Origin of the sequence: Nocardioides sp. SR21, from assembly GCF_022761125.1 — a bacterium.
In the GTDB taxonomy this organism is placed as follows: domain Bacteria; phylum Actinomycetota; class Actinomycetes; order Propionibacteriales; family Nocardioidaceae; genus Nocardioides.
The window spans coordinates 23,829-42,246 of sequence record NZ_JAKWJR010000012.1; the positions used below are offsets into that span (position 1 = coordinate 23,829).

Below are 18,418 nucleotides of genomic sequence, written 5' to 3' on the forward strand. Positions count from 1 at the left end.
ATCGCCGGCATGCCGTTCGTGGACAAGGTGTCGGGCCCGACCAGGGCCCCGGACCAGGAGGATTTCCGATGACCCAGTACATGCTCTCCGTGCACCACCGCGCCGGGGACCCGGTCCCCTCGGCGGAGGAGATCCAGCCGATCTTCGAGGCGGTCGACCGCTTCAACGACAAGATCACGGCCGAGGGGATCTGGGTGTTCGGTGGCGGCCTCGAGCCGGTGGAGACCGCGATCACCGTCGACAACACCGGCGCCGAGGCCGTCGTCACCGACGGCCCGTTCGCCGAGTCCAAGGAGTGGCTGGGCGGCTTCTGGGTGATCGAGGCGCCCGACCTCGAGGCCGCGCTGGCGCTGGCCAAGGAGGCGTCCGCCGCGTGTGCCGGCCAGGTCGAGGTCCGGCCCTTCCAGGCCGAATGAGCGTCGACGAGGCGATCGAGCGGATCTACCGCGAGGAGTACGGCCGCGTGGTCGCCTCCTTGGTACGTCGCTTCGGCGACATCGACATCGCCGAGGAGGCCGCCGGCGAGGCGCTCCTCGTGGCGATGGAGCGCTGGCCCGAGGACGGCGTACCGCCGAACCCCGGTGGCTGGCTCACCACCACGGCGGGACGCCGGGCCATCGACCGGATCCGCCGTGAGTCGCACCGCGACGCGAAGCACCAGGCGGCACTGATGATCGAGGACGACACGCCCCACGAGCCGACCGGCGTCGTGGAGGACGACCGGCTGCGGCTGATCTTCACCTGCTGCCACCCGGCCCTGGCGCCCGAGGTGCGGGTGGCGCTGACCCTGCGGCTGCTCGGCGGTCTCACCGTCGCCGAGATCGCGCAGGCGTTCCTGGTCCCCGAGACCACGATGGCGCAGCGGATCACCCGGGCGAAGAGGAAGATCAAGGACGCCAACATCCCCTACCGGGTCCCGGCGCCCGAGGACCTGACCGCGCGGCTGAGCGGCGTGCTCGCGGTGGTGTACCTGGTGTTCAACGAGGGCTACCTCGCCAGCTCGGGCGGCGCGCCGATCCGCGAGGACCTGACCGCCGAGGCGATCCGGCTCGGTCGGATCCTGCGCACCCTGCTCCCGGACGAGCCCGAGGTCGCCGGCCTGCTGGCGCTGATGCTGCTCACCGAGTCCCGGCGCCGCACCCGCGTCGCCGGCGGCGAGCTGATCCCGCTGCACGAGCAGGACCGCGGCGGCTGGGACCGGGACCTGATCGCCGAGGGCCACGAGCTGGTCCGCGAGTGCCTGGCCCGCGCCATGCGCACGCAGCGAGGTCCGGGGCAGTACCAGCTGCTCGCCGCCGTCAACGCGGTGCACACCGACGCACCCGCGGCCGGCGACACCGACTGGGCGCAGATCGCGGCGCTCTACGCCCAGCTCTACGCGATCGCCCCGAGCCCGATCGTCGCGCTCAACCGCGCGGTCGCGATCGCCGAGCTCGACGGGCCGGAGGTCGCCCTCGCGGAGGTCGACCGGCTGCAGCTGACGACGTACCACGCCTGGCACGCGACCCGCGCCGACCTGCTCCGGCGTCTCGGGCGGAGCGCGGAGGCGCGGGCGGCGTACGACGCGGCGATCGCGGCGACCGAGAACGAGGCCGAGCGCGGCTATCTCTCCCGGAGGCGTGGCAGTCTGGCGCCATGACGGTCGCCCCCCTCGCGCTGCCCGCCCCCGACGCCGCCGAGGACTGGGTCGCGACCCGGACCCGCGAGGGGCTGGCGGAGGTGCGCCGCCTCGTCGAGGAGCTGCGCGACCGCCCGCCCGGCGACGCGCTCGCGACGCTGCGCCGGTGGGACGAGGTCTCGCTGGCGCTGAGCAACGTCGCGGTGGCGGCCTCGCTCTTCGCCAACGTGCACCCCGACGAGTCCGTGCGCACCGGCGCCGAGCAGGCCGAGGTCGAGCTGGACCGGCTGGTCACCGAGCTGCGCCAGGACCGCCGGCTGTACGACGTGTTCGCCGGGCTGGACCCGGCCGGGCTCGACCCGGTCGCCGCGCGGCTGCTGACCAAGACGCTCGACGACTTCCGGCGGGCCGGCGTCGACCTCGACGACGAGACGCGGGCCCGGTTGGCGCAGATCAACGAGCGGCTCACCGAGGTGGGCCAGGAGTTCAGCCGCACCATCCGCGACGACGTCCGCACGGTGCGGGTGACGCCCGACCGGCTGGCCGGGCTGCCGCAGGACTGGCTCGACGCGCACCCGGCCGACGAGGACGGCCTGGTGACGGTGACGACCGACTACCCGGACGCGCTGCCGGTGCGGATGTTCGCGCACGACGCCGGGGTGCGCCGCGACATCACGGTCGCGTTCCTCGACCGCGGCTGGCCCGAGAACGAGGCGCGGCTGCAGGAGCTGTTCGCGCTGCGCCACGAGCTGGCGAACCACGTCGGGTACGCCGACTGGGCGTCGTACGACGCCGCCGTGAAGATGATCGGCAAGGGCCCGGCGATCCCGGAGTTCATCGACCGGATCACCCAGGCCGCCGACGAGCCGATGCGCCGCGACCTCGCGGTGCTGCTCGAGCGCTACCGCCGCGACGTGCCGGCCGCGGCGGCGATCGACACCGCCGACTCCCTGTACTACGAGGAGCTGGTACGCCGCGAGCGGCACGAGGTCGACGCCCAGGAGGTACGCCGCTACTTCGACTTCACGCGCGTGCGGCAGGGACTGCTCGAGGTGACGTCTCGGCTGTTCGGCGTGGAGTACGTGCCCGTCTCGGACGCGCCGGTCTGGCACGAGGACGTCACGTCGTACGACGTGGTCCGCGACGGCGAGCGGATCGGGAGGATCCACCTCGACCTGCATCCGCGGGACGGCAAGTTCAAGCACGCCGCGCAGTTCACGCTCGCGAAGGGGCTCGCCGGCCGGCAGCTCGCGGAGGGCGTGCTGGTCTGCAACTTCTCCCGCGGGCTGATGGAGCACGACCACGTGGTCACGCTGTTCCACGAGTTCGGGCACCTGGTGCACCACGTCCTCGCCGGTGGCGCCGAGTGGACGCGGTTCTCCGGGGTGGCGACCGAGTGGGACTTCGTCGAGGCGCCGAGCCAGATGCTCGAGGAGTGGGCGTGGGACGCCGACGTCCTCCGCACCTTCGCGGTCGCCGAGAGCGGCGAGCCGATCCCCGCGGACCTCGTCGCCCGGATGCGCGCCGCCGACGACTTCGGCAAGGGCTACCAGGCGCGGACGCAGATGTTCTACGCGGCGATGTCGTACTGGTTCCACACCGACCGCCCCGCCGACCTGACCGCCGCGACGCGGGAGCTGCAGGCGCGCTACGCGCCGTTCCCCTACATCGACGGCACCCACATGTTCGCGAGCTTCGGCCACCTGGGCGGGTACTCGTCGGCGTACTACACCTACATGTGGTCGCTGGTGATCGCGAAGGACCTCTTCTCCGCCTTCGACCCCGACGACCTCTTCTCGCCCGACGCCGCCGGCCGCTACCGCGACCGGGTGCTCGCCCCCGGCGGCTCCCAGGACGCCGCCGACCTGGTCGCCGACTTCCTCGGCCGGCCGTACACCTTCGACGCGTACGCCGCCTGGCTGGCGCGGTAGCTGCTGTCGCGTCGGTTTCACCGGTGCACCGGTGAAACTGGCACTTCTCGGCCGTTGCAACGCCTGAGAAGTGACGGAATCACCGGTGAACCGGTGATTCCGACTTGCCTCGGCGCACCTTCAGGCGTACGCTCGCGATATATCGTGAAGTGTCGGCGACAGTCGATCCGCGGTATCACCAAACAACACAGAACACAGAGGAGGTCCCGAGATGGGACAGCGAGGATTCGGTCGGCAGTGGGCCGGCCATGGAGAAGATCAGTGGAACCAGCACGGCCGCCGGCACGGCGGTCACGGACACGGCGGTCCGCCGTGGGCGGGAGGCTGGAGCGGCTGGGGCCCGGCGGGCGTCGGCCGGCAGGGTCCGCCGCCGTGGGTGGCCGGCCTGTTCGGCCTCTCGCAGGGTGACCGGCAGCGCGGGCCGCGGGTCCGCCGCGGCGACGTGCGCTCGGCGATCCTGGACGTCATCCGCTCCGCGCAGTCGAACGGCGAGCAGATCAACGGCTACCAGGTCATCCAGCAGATCGCGGAGCGCAGCAACGGCTCGTGGCGGCCGAGCCCCGGCTCGGTCTACCCGACGATCCAGCAGCTCGAGGACGAGGGCCTGGTCGAGACCGTCGACACCAACGGTCGCCGCGGTCTCCGCCTGACCGACGCCGGGACGGAGTACGTCGACGCCAACGCCGACGAGCTCGCCGCGGTGTGGGCGCCGTTCGACGAGCCGGAGGCCGACCAGGAGGCCGACGGCATCCGCGACCTCAAGCCCGAGATCGGGCAGATGATGGGCGCGCTCTGGCAGATCATGACCAACGGCAGCGACCAGCAGCGGCGCGCGGCCGCCGAGATCCTGGTCGACACGCGTCGCAGGCTGTACGGCCTGCTCGCGGACGGCGACCCCGACGAGGACGCCGAGTCGTGAACGAGGAGGAGCCCGGGCTGCTCAGGATCGGCGATGCCGAGCGCGAGCAGGCCGCGGCCGAGCTGGGCGAGCACTACGCCCAGGGCCGGCTGAGTGCCGACGAGCACGCGGAGCGGCTCGACCGGGTCTGGGCGGCGCGCACGCGCGCCGACCTGGGCCCGGTCTTCCGCGACCTGCCCGGCCGGTACGGACCAGTCGTGCCCGTGCCGGCCGCACCGGCGCGCCGGTCGACGTACTGGTCCGGCGGTGTGCAACCGTTCCGGGGCGGTCGCCCCGGCCCGCTGGTGCTCGTGCTCCTGGTGCTGCTCGTGCTCACCGTGGTCACCCACGTGCCGGTGATCCTGGCCGGTGGCCTGGTCGCGATCTTCGTGCTGAGCAGGCGCCGGAGGTGCTCGCGGGATCTAGACCACTGGCGTAGACCACTGACGTAGACCAGTTTCTCGGTCTCGTGAGGCAGACCTAGCCTTGGCAGACCGGACCGGGGGGACCGGTAGGAACGCTCTCGGGGAGACGTGCTCACGCCCTATTTCCTGTCAATGCAAGGAGATCGTCGTCATGACGGCTCGAAATCGGTCCCGCACCTGGTTCATCGGTGCCGGCATTGCTGCGTTGCTCGCACCGCTGGCCCTCGTGGTCGCCGTTGCGACCCCCGCGTCTGCGCTGCCCGGCAAGCCGCACGAGGTCTACATCTACAAGGTCGAGAAGCACGTCGACATGTCCGGGGAGTACCCGGAGCAGTTCATGCACGAGCACCTCGCGTGCAACAACGGCGACTACGCCCTGGACGGCATGTGGCGCGTCGACCACGTCGACCAGGCCCAGCCCCCGCACATGCTCGGCGACGAGCGTGACGTCTACTTCACCGCGTCGTACGGCGACCCGGGAGACCCCAAGTACTGGCACTTCCGTGCGTACAACCGCGCCGACGGTGACGCCCAGATCAAGCTCTTCCTGACCTGCATCCGCGGCACGGTCGAGCAGGCGTTCAACCACACGCACGGCATCCAGGTGTCGCCCTCGCTCGTGGACACCTCGCGGACGAACCTCCAGCAGGACTTCGACTCCGGCGTGCCGGCGTGGACCCCGAACAACGACTGGGACCACAACCAGCAGTGCCAGCCGGGTGAGCTCGCGATCGCGCCGGGCTTCAACTTCACCCGCTTCGGCTCCGGGTACGACGGCCACAAGGCGCGGCTGTTCCGCAGCTACCCGACGGCCAACTACCAGGGTTGGCACTGGGCGTTCCTCGTCGAGGAAGCGCCGAACAACGTCGACGTGACGCTGTACCTGCGCTGCCTGCGCATCAAGACCGCGCCTGCCGGCAACGGTCCGCACGCCCACAACCTGCAGTGGGCCTGGCGGCCCAACGGCCAGGTCGGGTTCCACGACTTCTTCGGCGGCGCGCAGGTCGTCCAGGAGAAGCGCCTGAACTGCGACGACGGCCCGAACAGTGCCTTCTTCCAGGACTACAAGCTGGCGGTGGCGTCCTTCTACATCACCCGCCCGTTCCACACCTGGTTCCTCGGCATGGACCCGCGTCCGAAGCAGCGCGCGTTCAAGTTCTGGTGGGACGGCAACAGCGCCTTCAACAGCCACGAGTACTACCTCGGCGGCCTGTGCATCCGGGCGCGTACCGGCAAGCAGGTCGCGCCCTGACGGGCTGACCTCCGCACCGTGAGCTGACAGCTGAGCCCGGCCTGGGCATCTCGGGCCGGGCTCAGTCATCTCCCGAGGAAACCCCCAGACCCCCCGCCGGGCGGGAACCGCACCAGACAGGAGTGCGCTACCGCCCGGCGAGGCCTGGTCTCCGTGCGCCCCCGCGGCCGACGAAGCAGGTGACGCCCTGAACGCAGACAACAGCGCACGCCGCCGGTACTGGTTGCTGATCATCGCGCTGCTCGCCCCGGCGGTCGCCATCCCCTTGTGGGTCCCGCTCTACGACCGGGTCGACCCGAGGCTCGGCGGGTTCCCGTTCTTCTTCTGGTTCCAGATCGCGATGATCGGCGTCGCCGTGGTCCTGACGTCGCTGGCCCTGGTGGTCGCCGCCAAGGTCACCCGCCTCGACCGGGTCGCGCACGGCCTGTCCCCCGAGCCCCCGGACGCGAGTTGAACGGCGTCAACGGCGTCGCGTTCGGCGTCTTCGTCTTCCTGTTCCTCGTCGTCACGATCCTCGGCTTCGCCGCGTCCCGGTGGCGCCGCGCGACGTCGCTCGACAACCTCGACGAGTGGGGCCTCGGCGGTCGCGGCTTCGGCACGTTCGTCGCGTGGTTCCTCATCGGGGGCGATCTCTACACCGCCTACACGTTCATCGCCGTGCCCGCGACGCTGTACGCCGGCAGCGCGGTCGGCTTCTTCGCGATCCCCTACGGGATCATCGCCTACCCCCTGGTCTTCATCTTCCTGCCGCGGCTCTGGTCGGTCTCGCACCGGCACGGCTACGTCACGCCTGCCGACTTCGTGCAGGGCCGGTACGACAGCCGCGGTCTCGCGCTGGCCGTCGCGCTGACCGGCATCCTCGCGACAATGCCGTACATCGCGCTCCAGCTCGTCGGCATGCAGGTCGTGCTCGAGGTGATGGGGATCGGGACGCCCGGTGAGAGCTGGATCGCCAAGGACCTGCCGCTGTTCATCGCCTTCGGGTTCCTGGCGGCCTACACGTACACCTCGGGCATGCGCGCGCCCGCGCTGATCGCGTTCGTCAAGGACGTCCTGATCTACGTGGTGATCCTGGTGGCGGTGATCTACATCCCGCAGCAGGTCGGCGGCTGGGGCCACGTCTTCGACGCGGCGCAGAGCTCGTTCGACGCGGCCAACGCCGAGGGTGCGGTCCCCCCGAAGGGGATGATCCCGCCGCCGGAGATGCAGTGGGCGTACGCATCGCTCGCGCTCGGCTCCGCACTGGCGCTCTTCATGTACCCGCACTCGGTGACCGGGGTGCTGGCCACGCGGAACCGGTCGGTGATCCGGCGCAACGCGGCGCTGCTGCCGGCGTACTCCGTCCTGCTGGGCCTGCTGTCGCTGCTCGGCTTCGTCGCCATCGCGGCCGGGGTGAAGGTCGCGAACCCGCAGCACTCGGTGCCGCAGCTGTTCGAGGACCAGTTCAGCCCGTGGTTCGCCGGGGTCGCGTTCGCCGCCATCGCGATCGGCGCGCTGGTGCCGGCGGCGATCATGTCGATCGCCGCGGCGAACCTGTGGAGCCGCAACGTCTACAAGGCCTTCATCAACCGCGACGCCACGCCGGCGCAGGAGGCCCAGCAGAGCAAGCTGGTCTCGCTGCTGGTGAAGTTCGGTGCGCTGGTGTTCGTGCTCGCGCTGTCGAAGGACTTCGCGATCAACCTGCAGCTGCTCGGCGGGGTCTGGATGCTGCAGACGCTGCCGGCGATCGTCATCGGGCTCTACACGCGGTGGTTCCACCGGTGGGCGCTGCTCGCCGGCTGGGCGGTCGGGATGGCCTACGGCACCTGGCTGGCGTACGGCGTCGCCTCGCCGGTCAAGGCGCACTTCGGCGGTCCGCTCGTGGACTTCCCGGGCACCGAGACCAAGGTCTACATCGCGGTGGTGGCGTTCCTCGCCAACCTGGTCGTCGCGATCGTCCTGACCGTGGGGCTGCGCGCGCTCAAGGTCGACCCCGGCGTCGACCAGACCACGGCGCAGGACTTCCACGCCGACCGCGGCGACCCCGGGGTCGAGGCGGAGCGCTCGCACGGAGCACCCGTTCACGCCTGACGGAATTGGGTACGACCGTGGTGGTCGTCACCCAATTCTCGGAGGTGTGTCGTGTCGTCACGAGGGCGCTGGGCCGTCGTCTACCTGCTCCTGGCACCGGCGGTGGTGCTGCCGCTCTGGGTGTCGCTCTACGACCGGACCGACCCGACGCTGTTCGGGTTCCCGTTCTTCTTCTGGTTCCAGTTCGCGCTGATCATCCTGGCGGTCATGCTCACCGTCCCGGCCTACCTCGTCGCCCAGGGCGCCGAGCGATCGGACCGGGAGCGGCACGGGCTTCCTGCTGAGCCCCCGGCGACGCCCCCGACGACGCCCCCGACGACGGAGGAGAAGCCGTGATCGACAACGTGAACGGCGTCGTCCTCGGCGTCTTCGTCTTCCTGTTCCTGCTCGTCACCGTGCTCGGCTTCGCCGCCGCGCGCTGGCGCCGCGCCGACCTCGACAGCCTCGACGAGTGGGGTCTGGGCGGTCGCGGCTTCGGCACGTTCATCGCGTGGTTCCTCATCGGCGGCGACATCTACACCGCCTACACGTTCATCGCCGTCCCGGCGACGTTGTACGCCGGCAGCGCGGTCGGCTTCTTCGCGGTGCCGTACACGATCGTGGTGTACCCGCTGATCTTCCTGTTCCTGCCGCGACTCTGGTCGGTCTCGCACCGGCACGGCTACGTCACGCCCGCCGACTTCGTGCAGGGCCGGTACGACAGCCGCGGTCTCGCGCTGGCCGTCGCGCTGACCGGCATCCTCGCAACGATGCCCTACATCGCGCTCCAGCTCGTCGGCATGGAGGTCGTGCTCCAGGTGATGGGCATCGGCACCACCAGCGACAGCTGGTTCGTGAACCACCTGCCGCTGTTCATCGCGTTCGCGGTGCTCGCCGCCTACACGTACTCGAGCGGCCTGCGGGCGCCTGCGCTGATCGCGTTCGTCAAGGACACCCTGATCTACATCGTGATCATCGTCGCCGTGCTCTACATCCCGTCGCAGGTCGGCGGCTGGGACCACATCTTCGCGACGGTGACCGACTCCTTCGACACGTTCAACGCCGAGAACGCCGACGCGATCGCGGCCGGCGAGGCGACGCCGAAGGCGATCATGCCGCCGGACGTCGCCCAGTGGGCATACGCCTCCCTGGCGCTCGGCTCCGCGCTGGCGCTGTTCATGTACCCGCACTCGGTGACCGGCGTGCTGTCCACCCGCAGCCGTTCGGTGATCCGCCGCAACGCGGCCCTGCTGCCGGCGTACTCGTTCCTGCTCGGGCTGCTCGCGCTGCTCGGCTTCGTCGCCATCGCCGCCGGGGTGAAGGTGGAGAACCCGCAGCAGTCGGTGCCGCAGCTGTTCGAGGAGCAGTTCAGCCCGTGGTTCGCGGGCGTCGCCTTCGCGGCGATCGTGATCGGCGCCCTGGTGCCGGCCGCGATCATGTCGATCGCGGCGGCGAACCTGTGGACCCGCAACGTCTACCGGGCCTTCATCAACCGCGCGGCCACGCCCCAGCAGGAGGCGACCCAGAGCAAGGTCGTATCGCTGCTGGTGAAGTTCGGCGCGCTGGTGTTCGTGCTGGCGCTGTCGAAGGACTTCGCGATCAACCTGCAGCTACTGGGCGGGGTCTGGATCCTGCAGACGCTCCCGGCGATCGTCATCGGCCTGTACACGCGGTGGCTCCACCGGTGGGCACTGCTCGCCGGGTGGGCCGTGGGCATGGCCTACGGGACGTGGCTCGCGTACGGCGTCGCGTCGCCGGTGCAGGAGCACTTCGGCGGTCCGTTGGTGAACTTCCCGGGCACCGAGACCAAGGTCTACATCGCGCTGATCGCGTTCATCGCCAACCTGCTCGTGGCGGTGGCGCTGACGTTCGTGTTCCGCGCGATGAAGCTCGACGAGGGCGTCGACCAGACGCACCCGCAGGACTTCCACGCGGACATGGGCGACGCCGGTGTCGACCCCGAGCTGCGGCCGGAGGTCGCGCCGCACGCCTAGCGGCGCACCCAGCGTCAGCGCCGCCGGAGCTCCACGGGCTGACCGTCCTTGGGGAACGGCAGCGAGTGGTTGTTCATCGGAGCGACGTACGCCGGGTCGACCGACCACTCGAAGTCCAGCAGCAGGTGGAACATGAGCGCGGTGACCTCGGAGCCCGCGAAGTACATGCCGAGGCACTTGTGCACGCCGCCGCCGAACGGCGCCCACGCGTAGCGGTGCGAGCGGTCCTCGCGGCGCTCGGGCGAGAACCGCTCGGGGTCGAACACGGTCGGGTCGGTCCAGTACTCGGCCATCAGCTGGGCGTACTGGATGCCGACGATGGCGTAGGTGTCCTTCGGGATGCGGGTGCCGAGGACCTCGGTGTCCTTGACCGCCTGGCGCAGCACGACCGGCACCGGCGCCCGCAGCCGCAGCGACTCCTTCATCACCAGGTCGATCGAGGTCAGCGACTCGAGGTCGGCGAGCCCGGGCGCCGTACCCACCCGCGCGGCGAGCGCCTCGGCCTCGTCCCGGCAGCGCCGCTGCCACTCGGGGTGCTGGCCGAGGAACTGCATCATCGACGACAGCGTGATCGTGGAGGTGTCGTGCGCCGCCATCATCAGGAAGATCATGTGGTTCACGACGTCGGCGTCGCTGAACCTCTCGCCGTCCTCGGACTCGATGTGGCAGAGCACCGAGAAGAGGTCGTCGGTCGCGGTGGCGCGGCGCTCGGGCAGGTAGGTGGTGAAGAACTCCTCGAGGTACCGGCGGCCCCTCAGGCCGCGGCGCCACCGGGTGAACGGCACGTCGGCGCGCACGATGGCCGCAGCCGACTGCACGCACGCGATGAACGACTCGTTGACCCGCGCCATCTCCTGCGCGGACGTGTGGTCGGCGCCGCCCATGAACGTGGTGGTGGCGATGTCGAGCGTGAGGTTCTTCAACGCCCAGTAGGCCTGGAAGCCGGGCTCCGGTGTCCAGGTGGCGAGCCCGCTCGTGATCGCCGGGTGCATGGCGCCGACGTAGTTCTCGAGCCGGTCACGGGTGAACGCCTGCTGCATGATCCGCCGGTGCAGCAGGTGCTCGTCGAAGTCGAGGAACATCAGGCCGCGCCCGAAGAACGGGCCGACGAGGTAGGTCCACGCCGGCCCGTTCGCCCAGGCCTTGTCCGCGTTGCGCAGCGCGACCTCGACGGCGTCCGGCCCGAGCAGCATCACCCAGGTGTCCTTGCCGACCAGGCTCATCGGGGAGACCGGGCCGTAGCCGTCCCACTGCTTGCGGAACAGCGCCATCGGGTCGCGGGCGTACTCGAGGCTCCGGCCGATCAGCGGCAGTCCCTTGGGCGGGGTCGGCAGCTCGCGCAGCGGGGTGCTGGTCGCCATGCCAGCACGGTACGTCTAGTAGAGGAGTCGAGTCACGAAGCTGCTGGAGAACACCCGCGAGGGGTCGAGGATGTCCAGCATCTGCCGCGCGGAGTCCCAGTTGTCGTTGAGCGGCTGGCCGGCCCGGAACGTCGCCGGCACCTTCGCGTCGATCACGTCGTTCGACGTCCAGGCCCCGGCCGCCGTGTAGCCCCAGCCCTTCGACCACTCGGGGCGGACGTCGGCGTACGACGAGTAGTTGGCGTAGATCCACGACTCGATGTCGGCGTAGAACTCGTCGGCGTACGGCGTGCCCGGCAGCGTGAGGATGTCCAGCCACACCGCGCAGTCCCACTCCGGGTGGTCGGGTCGCGGTCGCAGGGCCGACATCTGGGGTGACCGCGTGGCACCCACGTCCGAGGGCTTGTCGAGGCCGGTCACGCGGATCTCGACGGGACCGTTCATCGGGAACCTGCCCTGCTGGCGGTAGTCGTTGAGCCGCGTGGAGTAGCGGAACGTGAACTCCTGGATCACCCGCTGGACGTCGGAGCGCTTGCAGACGATCGCGTAGCCGTTGGCCGTCACCCGCAGCGTCGAGGGCCGCACGTAGAGCAGCAGGTTCTTCGACCAGCCCCAGATGTCGTAGGTGAACGTGGTGACCAGGCCGGCCGCGACGATGTTGTAGTTGTTGAGCCCGAAGTCGGGCGTGCCCGACGGGTCGCCGCGGACGATCGACTCGGCGAGGTCGAAGAAGAAGTCCGGCAGGTTGTCGCTGAAGGTGTAGTTGTACGGGCTGTTCACCTGACGGGAGAAGAGCGGCTTGCTCGGCGCGACGCTCCACACCTTGAGCCAGGGCTTCGGGGTGAACGGGAACCAGATCGCCTCGACCCGGCCCGCCGAGTTGAGGAAGCTCGAGAACGTCTTGCCGCCCGACCCGGCCGGCGCGAAGAGCTCGGTCGCGGGGATGTCGAACCAGCTCTGGCAGCGCAGCCGCTGGTTGGGCCCGGCCTGGAGCACGACCTCGGTGACGAACGCCCGGCCGACGTGCGCCATCAGCGCGCCGGCCTCGGGAGCCGAGCGGTCGTACGTCCGGAGGACGTACGTCGACGTCGGGCCGTCCCAGACGACAGCGGTGATCTGCTGCACCAGGTTGCTGATCGACCCGTAGGTGTGGCCCGGGGGCTTGGTCTCGCCGGTCCTCGGCACCGCGGTGCCGTGGCCGTCGATCGCCAGCACGCCGCCGACCGTCAGGTCGCCGGGGGCCGGGGACGCGGTGACGCCGAGGCCCTTGGCCTCGAGCGCGGTCAGCAGCGCCTCCATCGTCGCGCCGGTCTGCACGCGGACCCGCGACGTGGCGGTGTCGACCGTGATCGCCTTGAGGTTGGTCCTGGTGTCGACGAGCACGACGTTCGCGGCGTCGCTGCCGTCGGCCGCCAGCGACAGCGGCGACCAGTTGTGCGAGCTGCCCTTCGCCCGCAGCCGCCAGCCGTTCGCCCGCGCCCAGTTCGCCAGCGTGACGACCTGCGCCGGGCCGGCCGGCGTGCACGTCCACACGCCGTCGACAGCGATCGCGCCGGACCAGTTCTTGTAGGACTGCTGGAACAGCGGGATCCCGCTCGGGAAGGCCGGCGGCGTCGGCAGCGCCGCCTGCGCGGCCGGGATCTGCTCGAACGGGATCCAGGCCGCGACTCCGACGGCGGCGGCTCCCTGCATCAGTCGGCGCCGGGAGATGCCGGCGCGCGTGGTCTCGCTCATGTAGTTGTGCTCCCTCACCCTGGATCCCACATCCCTGGTGTGACGCAGGTCACTGTAACGAGTTCTAGTTTTGGTCGGCCGTAGCCCGATGGGGCCATTTCCCCGCCCGATCGGGTCACGGGTGTGCGCGCGGCGCCGCCGCGCGTTCGGCGCAATTGCGCCCGGGACGGGCGTCCGCGCATCCCCGGGGTGACCGGTGGGTAACCTGCGGTGCGTGAGCGAGACGACCCCCTCCTTCGACCTCGGCCAGGACCACCTCGACCTGCGGGAGTGGGTGCACCAGTTCGCGGCTGACGTCATCCGCCCCGCGGCCGCGGAGTGGGACGAGCGGGAGGAGTTCCCGTGGCCGGTCCTCGAGGAGGCGGCCAAGATCGGGCTCTACTCCCTGGACTTCATCGCGACGCAGGCCTTCGACGAGACCGGGCTCGGGATCCCGATCACGATGGAGGAGCTGTTCTGGGGCGACGCCGGGATCGGCCTGTCGATCGTGGGGACGTCGCTCGCGGCGGCCGGGGTCCGCGCCAACGGCACCGACGAGCAGGTCGGCGAGTGGGTGCCGCAGATGTACGGCTCCCCGGGCGACCTCAAGCTCGGCGCGTTCTGCTCCTCCGAGCCGGACGCCGGCTCCGACGTCGGCGCGATGCGCACCCGGGCGCGGTACGACGAGGCGACCGACGAGTGGGTGCTCAACGGCACCAAGACCTGGGCGACCAACGGCGGCATCGCCGACGTGCACGTCGTGACCGCGGTCGTCGACCCCGACCTGCGCACCCGCGGCCAGGCGTCGTTCGTCGTGCCGCCGGGCACGAAGGGGCTCAGCCAGGGTCAGAAGTTCCACAAGCACGGCATCCGCGCCTCGCACACCGCCGAGGTCGTGCTCGACAACGTGCGCGTCCCCGGCCGCTGCCTGCTCGGCGGCAAGGAGAGGCTCGACGCCCGGCTGGCCCGCGCTCGCGAGGGCGGCGGCGCCCGCGGCAACGCCTCGATGGCGACGTTCGAGCGCACCCGCCCGGCGGTCGGCGCGCAGGCGATCGGCATCGCGCGAGCGGCGTACGAGGTGGCGCTGGACTACGCGAAGACCCGCGAGCAGTTCGGCAAGCCGATCATCGAGAACCAGGCGATCGCCTTCAAGCTCGCCGACATGGCCACCTCGATCGAGGCGTCCCGGCTGCTGGTGTGGCGCGCGGCGTGGATGGCGCGGCAGGGCAAGACCTTCGAGAACGCCGAGGGCTCGATGTCGAAGCTCTTCGCCGGCGAGACCGCGGTGCGGGTGACGACCGAGGCGATGCAGATCCTCGGCGGCAACGGCTTCACCCGTGAGTACCCGGTCGAGCGGATGTCGCGCGACGCGAAGATCTACACGATCTTCGAGGGCACCTCGGAGATCCAGCGGCTGGTGATCGCCCGCTCGGTCTCGGGAGCGCCGATCCGCTGATGCGCTTCCGCGGCGCGATCGCCGGCGTCGGCACGACGAGCGGTGTGCGGGTGGTGGTCGGGCGCTGGGACGAGTCGCCGTACGGCGCCTTCGCGGACGCGATGGTCGAGACGGCGGACGGGCATCGGGTGCTGCTGGCGCCGACGCCCGAGGTCGCGGACTTCGTCGCGGCGACGTACTCCTTCGACGAGGTCCGGGTCGAGCCGATCGCCGTCGACGGGTGGTCGGTCCGGTCTCCGTCGTTGTCCCTCGAGCTCACGGTCGGTGGCCGGACCGGGCTCGGCCGGCTGCTCCGGCTGGTGCCGCGCCGGGTCGCCGAGAGCACCTGGTGGTGCGCGCTCACCGACCCGGTCGCGCGGCTGCTGCTGCGCGGCGTGCGCACCCGCGGCAGCGCCGTGGACGGGCGACGCGAGTGGTACGGCGCGACCGACCTCTGCGCCGTCGCGGCCGTGTCGGGCACCTTCGACGGCGCCGACCTGGGTGCGCTCGCGCCGGTCGACCCGGCGCCGCGGTTCGGGTTCTCGTCGACGCCGCGGCGTCCCGGTGTCACCGAGCTGGTGACGACCGTCAGCCGCGATGGGTGAGCGCGACGTACACGTCGCACGGCGCGTGCGCGGCGACGTCGCGCGCGATGCTGCCGAGCACCCGGGCGATGCCCTGGACCCGCTTGTTGCCGACCACGATCAGGTCGGCGTCGAGCCGCTCGGCCGCGCTCACCAGCGCGTCACCCGGACGTCCCTCGGAGGCCGCGGCGTGCACCGCGAGGCCGGGGAACTCCTGCCGCAGCTCCACGGCGATGGCGCCGGCGACGCGCTCGGCCTCCATCTCGTTGCTGACCAGGATCGTCTCCGAACCGACCTCGACGGTCTCCGACTCGACCTTGCCGTACGCCGACAGCAGGTGGAGCTCGGCGCCGAGCGCTACCGCGAGCCCAGCGGCCTTGCGGGCCGCAGCGGCCGCGGTGTTGGTGTTGTCGACTCCGCACAGGATGGTCTTCGCCATGGGGAGAACGTACCGGTCGCGGCTCCCCGCGTCAGTCCGCGTCGCGCTTCGCCTGCCGGCGTGCGCCCGCCGCCCGGCTCGACGCGTCCTTCTTCACGCCGCCGGTGGTCTTCTTCGCGCCCCGCGCACGTGACGCGGCGGGCTTGGTCGACGCGGTGGCCGTGGCCTTCCGCGGGCCGGACCCGGTCCGCTGGGCAGCGGCGAGGCGCGACTCCTTGAGCTCGGCGGCGCCCCGCGCGGCGTGCGCTGCGACCTCCTTGCTCACCGCGGCCAGCGCGGTCTCGAAGACCTCGGCCTTGTCGCGGTCGCGCTGGTTCTTCGGGTAGCTGAACCCGCGGCCCCCGCGTTTCATGACCGCGCCGCTCGCGCCGCGGCGGTACAGCGTGACGTACTTCTTCCGCGCCCGCCGGACCCGCGCGTGCAGGTCCAGCAGCTCCTCCTCGTCGAGGCCGGCGAGGGCCCCCTTGGCGGTCTCGGCGACGAGTCGCTGCTCGGCCGCGGTCATCGAGTTGAGCACTGCCTTGTCCATGGGGACCTCCTGTCGCCATGGTGCCGCAGCGACGCGGTCGCGGCTAGCCGCGCACGGCCGGCAGCACGGTCTCGCACACCAGCCGCAGGCTCTCCCACGACGGCTCGGCGGGCAGGCCGCCGCAGGCCGGGTGGCTGGTCACCAGCCGGATCTCGCCGGAGCGGCACCGCTCGACGAGGTCGTCGGCGGTGAGCACGACGTACACACCGGCCGCCTGCATCTCCTCGACGGTGCGGGAGTGGTCGACGACGTACGACCCGACCTCGCCGTGCCACTCCTGGTAGGCGATCGCGTCGGCGAGCAGGTGCTCGCCGTACCGCTCCCAGAACTCGTCGGGCCGCTCGGCGCAGAAGATGTTCGCCGGCCCGTCACCGGGCGCCTGCAGCACGAAGCCGGGCTCACGGCCGGCGTCGCGGCAGGTCTGGTCGTAGAGCTCCTTGAGTGCGGCGTCGGCGTGCTGCGGCTGGAAGTGCAGCCCGAGCCGGGCCGCGCGCCGGGCCGCGGCCGGGGTGCCGCCGCCGTAGAAGAGGAAGGGGTGCGGCTGGGAGTACGGCCCGGGTGTGGTCGTGCCGTTCGCCCAGGCGTCGAGCACCGCCTGGATCCGCTCCTCGATGTCGCGGCCGCGCGTCTCCCAGGACCGGCCGTGGAGCTCGTACTCGACCGGCCGGTACCCGAGGCCGAACGTGTAGCTCACCCGCCCCTTGCTCAGGTGGTCGAGCACGGCGATGTCCTCGGCCAGCCGGACCGGTTCGTAGAGGTTCACCAGCAGCGCCGAGATCGTGATCGGCACCCGCGAGGTGACCGCGGCGAACGCCGACGCCACCAGCAGCGGGCTCGGCAGGTAGCCGTCCTCGGCCGCGTGGTGCTCCGACACCATCAGCGCGTCCATGCCGTGGCGGTCGACGTACGCCGCCTGCTCGACCGAGCGGGCGTAGATCTCCTGCCGGGTGGCCGGGTCCGCGCCGGGCGCGCGGAGGTCGTAGCGGGTGGCGAACTGGGTGCGCGGCATGCGCCCAGCCAACCAGAGAAACTGGAACTCGTTCTACATTCGGTCACAGATCCTTGGCGCGATTGACCCAGGTGCGGAACGTCCGCATGCCGACCTTCTCGTAGAGGCCGAGCGCGCCCGTGCGCGAGTCGGTGTTCAGTGTCGAGCTGGTGCAGCCGTGCGCGCGGGCGACGGCGAACGCGTCGACGAGCATGGCCTGGGCGATGCCCTGGCCGCGCTGGTCCTTGCGGGTCGCGAGCCGGTCGACGTACCCCTGGGACCCGAACGGGTGGACGTAGGTGACGCCGACGACCTCGCCGGCCGCGTCGGTCACCACGCGCAGGTGCCACGGCTCGAAGCCGGGACGATGGATGGTGCGGGCCACGAAGTCGTCGAACGACTCGCGGTCGCGGACCGACCACTCGAGGAACGCGTCCTCGAGCACGGTCCAGCAGGACTCGTAGTCCTCCGGCGTCGCCTCGCGCACGGTGTAGCCGGCGGGCAGCTCGCGCTCGGCGATCGTCGCACCCTCGGGGAGCTCGAGCTCCCAGCTCTCCCAGCGGACGCGGTAGCCCAGCGCCGACAGCAGCCGGTCACCCGGCGAGTCGATGGGGACCGGCATGCCGACGACCGTCGCGCCGGCCGCGCGGGCCCGCTGCTGCATCCAGCCCGCGAGCTCGGTGCCGATCCCGCGGCCCCGGTAGTCCGGGTGCACCGCGGCGTCTCCCCGGTCGCCGCCCATGTGCTCGGCGTACGCCACCAGGTGGTCGCCGTCGAAGACGCCGACCGTCCCGGCCGAGACGTCGTACGACGGCCGCTGCCAGTCGCCGACGATGTCGGCCTCCTCGATCGAGACGTCACCGAGGTCGTGCCTCTCTTGGGCGGCCATCACCTCGTAGACGGCGGTTGCGTCGGTCAGCACCAGGGGACGGGTGACCAGCGGGGCGGGGACCTCGAGCAGCTCGGACATGACGGACAGTCTGGATGAGAACTCGCCGAATGCGCCCCTGGATTACTCAGGACGGGTCCCCGGCGGCCGATCTCAGGGGTCCGGACAGCGACGGCCGGGTCCGCGGGGGAGTTCGGCCGTCGTTGTCTGCGGTTTCCCGGGGGCAGCGTGAGCGCTCGGGTGATGCTGGCCTGTGAGCCCGCAGACGCGACGACGGCCGGGTGCGTGAGCACCCGGCCGTCGGCGTGTGGAG

At 71.2% G+C, this 18,418-nt stretch carries 18 protein-coding genes; 12 read left to right on the plus strand and 6 right to left on the minus strand.

Annotated features, from left to right (window positions below):
• Positions 1 to 68: 68 nt before the first annotated feature.
• From MJ604_RS20240 to mctP (MJ604_RS20285), 10 genes are all read left to right on the plus strand, one after another.
• On the plus strand, positions 69 to 416 hold the full coding sequence (locus tag MJ604_RS20240; protein ID WP_243060457.1) for a YciI family protein: 348 nt from the start codon (positions 69 to 71) through the stop codon (positions 414 to 416).
• Positions 413 to 1,639: an RNA polymerase sigma factor gene (locus MJ604_RS20245; protein WP_243060458.1), complete on the plus strand. Its 1,227-nt coding sequence runs from the start codon at positions 413 to 415 to the stop codon at positions 1,637 to 1,639. Before MJ604_RS20240 ends, MJ604_RS20245 begins: the two co-directional genes overlap by 4 nt.
• Positions 1,636 to 3,549, plus strand: coding sequence for a M3 family metallopeptidase (locus MJ604_RS20250; RefSeq protein WP_243060459.1), 1,914 nt, complete (start codon positions 1,636 to 1,638; stop codon positions 3,547 to 3,549). The genes MJ604_RS20245 and MJ604_RS20250 overlap by 4 nt, the downstream gene beginning before the upstream one ends.
• Before the next feature lie 211 nt (positions 3,550 to 3,760).
• On the plus strand, positions 3,761 to 4,468 hold the full coding sequence (locus MJ604_RS20255) for a PadR family transcriptional regulator (RefSeq protein ID WP_243060460.1): 708 nt from the start codon (positions 3,761 to 3,763) through the stop codon (positions 4,466 to 4,468).
• Positions 4,465 to 4,899 carry a DUF1707 domain-containing protein gene (locus MJ604_RS20260; protein WP_243060461.1) on the plus strand — a complete coding sequence of 145 codons (435 nt, stop codon included), beginning with the start codon at positions 4,465 to 4,467 and terminating at the stop codon, positions 4,897 to 4,899. Before MJ604_RS20255 ends, MJ604_RS20260 begins: the two co-directional genes overlap by 4 nt.
• A gap of 124 nt (positions 4,900 to 5,023) precedes the next feature.
• Positions 5,024 to 6,124: a hypothetical protein gene (locus MJ604_RS20265; RefSeq protein ID WP_243060462.1), complete on the plus strand. Its 1,101-nt coding sequence runs from the start codon at positions 5,024 to 5,026 to the stop codon at positions 6,122 to 6,124.
• A 223-nt stretch (positions 6,125 to 6,347) separates the two neighbouring features.
• Positions 6,348 to 6,578, plus strand: coding sequence for a DUF3311 domain-containing protein (locus MJ604_RS20270; RefSeq protein WP_243060463.1), 231 nt, complete (start codon positions 6,348 to 6,350; stop codon positions 6,576 to 6,578).
• On the plus strand, positions 6,575 to 8,194 hold the full coding sequence (gene mctP, locus MJ604_RS20275) for a monocarboxylate uptake permease MctP (RefSeq protein WP_243060464.1): 1,620 nt from the start codon (positions 6,575 to 6,577) through the stop codon (positions 8,192 to 8,194). The genes MJ604_RS20270 and mctP (MJ604_RS20275) overlap by 4 nt, the downstream gene beginning before the upstream one ends.
• Positions 8,195 to 8,245: 51 nt before the next feature.
• Positions 8,246 to 8,530 (plus strand): DUF3311 domain-containing protein, encoded by a 285-nt coding sequence (locus MJ604_RS20280; RefSeq protein ID WP_243060466.1) that lies wholly within the window; start codon positions 8,246 to 8,248, stop codon positions 8,528 to 8,530.
• The gene (mctP, locus tag MJ604_RS20285; RefSeq protein ID WP_243060468.1) at positions 8,527 to 10,167 is read left to right on the plus strand and encodes a monocarboxylate uptake permease MctP; all 1,641 of its coding nucleotides are present in this window, start codon (positions 8,527 to 8,529) and stop codon (positions 10,165 to 10,167) included. Before MJ604_RS20280 ends, mctP (MJ604_RS20285) begins: the two co-directional genes overlap by 4 nt.
• A gap of 14 nt (positions 10,168 to 10,181) precedes the next feature.
• Here mctP (MJ604_RS20285) and MJ604_RS20290 read toward each other — a convergent pair whose 3' ends face one another.
• Entirely contained in the window at positions 10,182 to 11,528 is a 1,347-nt protein-coding gene (locus MJ604_RS20290; protein WP_243060471.1) for a cytochrome P450, read from the minus strand.
• 15 nt (positions 11,529 to 11,543) lie between these two features.
• Positions 11,544 to 13,262: a cholesterol oxidase substrate-binding domain-containing protein gene (locus tag MJ604_RS20295; RefSeq protein WP_243060473.1), complete on the minus strand. Its 1,719-nt coding sequence runs from the start codon at positions 13,260 to 13,262 to the stop codon at positions 11,544 to 11,546.
• A 214-nt stretch (positions 13,263 to 13,476) separates the two neighbouring features.
• Between MJ604_RS20295 and MJ604_RS20300 the strand changes: the two genes are divergently transcribed.
• Both MJ604_RS20300 and MJ604_RS20305 read left to right on the plus strand, forming a co-directional pair.
• Complete coding sequence (locus tag MJ604_RS20300; RefSeq protein WP_243060475.1) at positions 13,477 to 14,697, plus strand: acyl-CoA dehydrogenase family protein; 1,221 nt, start codon at positions 13,477 to 13,479, stop codon at positions 14,695 to 14,697.
• Entirely contained in the window at positions 14,697 to 15,281 is a 585-nt protein-coding gene (locus MJ604_RS20305) for a hypothetical protein (protein WP_243060477.1), read from the plus strand. The genes MJ604_RS20300 and MJ604_RS20305 overlap by 1 nt, the downstream gene beginning before the upstream one ends.
• On the opposite strand, the gene MJ604_RS20310 is transcribed toward MJ604_RS20305, so the two are convergent.
• The 4 genes from MJ604_RS20310 to MJ604_RS20325 are packed head-to-tail and all read right to left on the minus strand — an operon-like array spanning position 15,265 to position 18,186.
• Positions 15,265 to 15,699: a universal stress protein gene (locus MJ604_RS20310; RefSeq protein ID WP_243060479.1), complete on the minus strand. Its 435-nt coding sequence runs from the start codon at positions 15,697 to 15,699 to the stop codon at positions 15,265 to 15,267. The genes MJ604_RS20305 and MJ604_RS20310 overlap by 17 nt on opposite strands.
• Positions 15,700 to 15,730: 31 nt before the next feature.
• Entirely contained in the window at positions 15,731 to 16,228 is a 498-nt protein-coding gene (locus MJ604_RS20315) for a hypothetical protein (RefSeq protein ID WP_243060481.1), read from the minus strand.
• Positions 16,229 to 16,271: 43 nt separating this feature from the next.
• Complete coding sequence (locus MJ604_RS20320) at positions 16,272 to 17,237, minus strand: LLM class flavin-dependent oxidoreductase (protein ID WP_243060483.1); 966 nt, start codon at positions 17,235 to 17,237, stop codon at positions 16,272 to 16,274.
• 43 nt (positions 17,238 to 17,280) lie between these two features.
• Positions 17,281 to 18,186, minus strand: coding sequence for a GNAT family N-acetyltransferase (locus MJ604_RS20325; RefSeq protein ID WP_243060485.1), 906 nt, complete (start codon positions 18,184 to 18,186; stop codon positions 17,281 to 17,283).
• Positions 18,187 to 18,418: the final 232 nt, after the last annotated feature.

Bases quoted from the DNA above. Each gene is read 5' to 3' on its own strand.
- MJ604_RS20240 (WP_243060457.1), top strand. From the start codon at position 69: ATGACCCAGTACATGCTCTCCGTGCACCACCGCGCCGGGGACCCGGTC.
- MJ604_RS20245 (WP_243060458.1), top strand. From the start codon at position 413: ATGAGCGTCGACGAGGCGATCGAGCGGATCTACCGCGAGGAGTACGGC.
- MJ604_RS20250 (WP_243060459.1), top strand. From the start codon at position 1,636: ATGACGGTCGCCCCCCTCGCGCTGCCCGCCCCCGACGCCGCCGAGGAC.
- MJ604_RS20255 (WP_243060460.1), top strand. From the start codon at position 3,761: ATGGGACAGCGAGGATTCGGTCGGCAGTGGGCCGGCCATGGAGAAGAT.
- MJ604_RS20265 (WP_243060462.1), top strand. From the start codon at position 5,024: ATGACGGCTCGAAATCGGTCCCGCACCTGGTTCATCGGTGCCGGCATT.
- MJ604_RS20290 (WP_243060471.1), bottom strand. From the start codon at position 11,528: ATGGCGACCAGCACCCCGCTGCGCGAGCTGCCGACCCCGCCCAAGGGA.
- MJ604_RS20295 (WP_243060473.1), bottom strand. From the start codon at position 13,262: ATGAGCGAGACCACGCGCGCCGGCATCTCCCGGCGCCGACTGATGCAG.
- MJ604_RS20305 (WP_243060477.1), top strand. From the start codon at position 14,697: ATGCGCTTCCGCGGCGCGATCGCCGGCGTCGGCACGACGAGCGGTGTG.
- MJ604_RS20310 (WP_243060479.1), bottom strand. From the start codon at position 15,699: ATGGCGAAGACCATCCTGTGCGGAGTCGACAACACCAACACCGCGGCC.
- MJ604_RS20315 (WP_243060481.1), bottom strand. From the start codon at position 16,228: ATGGACAAGGCAGTGCTCAACTCGATGACCGCGGCCGAGCAGCGACTC.
- MJ604_RS20320 (WP_243060483.1), bottom strand. From the start codon at position 17,237: ATGCCGCGCACCCAGTTCGCCACCCGCTACGACCTCCGCGCGCCCGGC.
- MJ604_RS20325 (WP_243060485.1), bottom strand. From the start codon at position 18,186: ATGTCCGAGCTGCTCGAGGTCCCCGCCCCGCTGGTCACCCGTCCCCTG.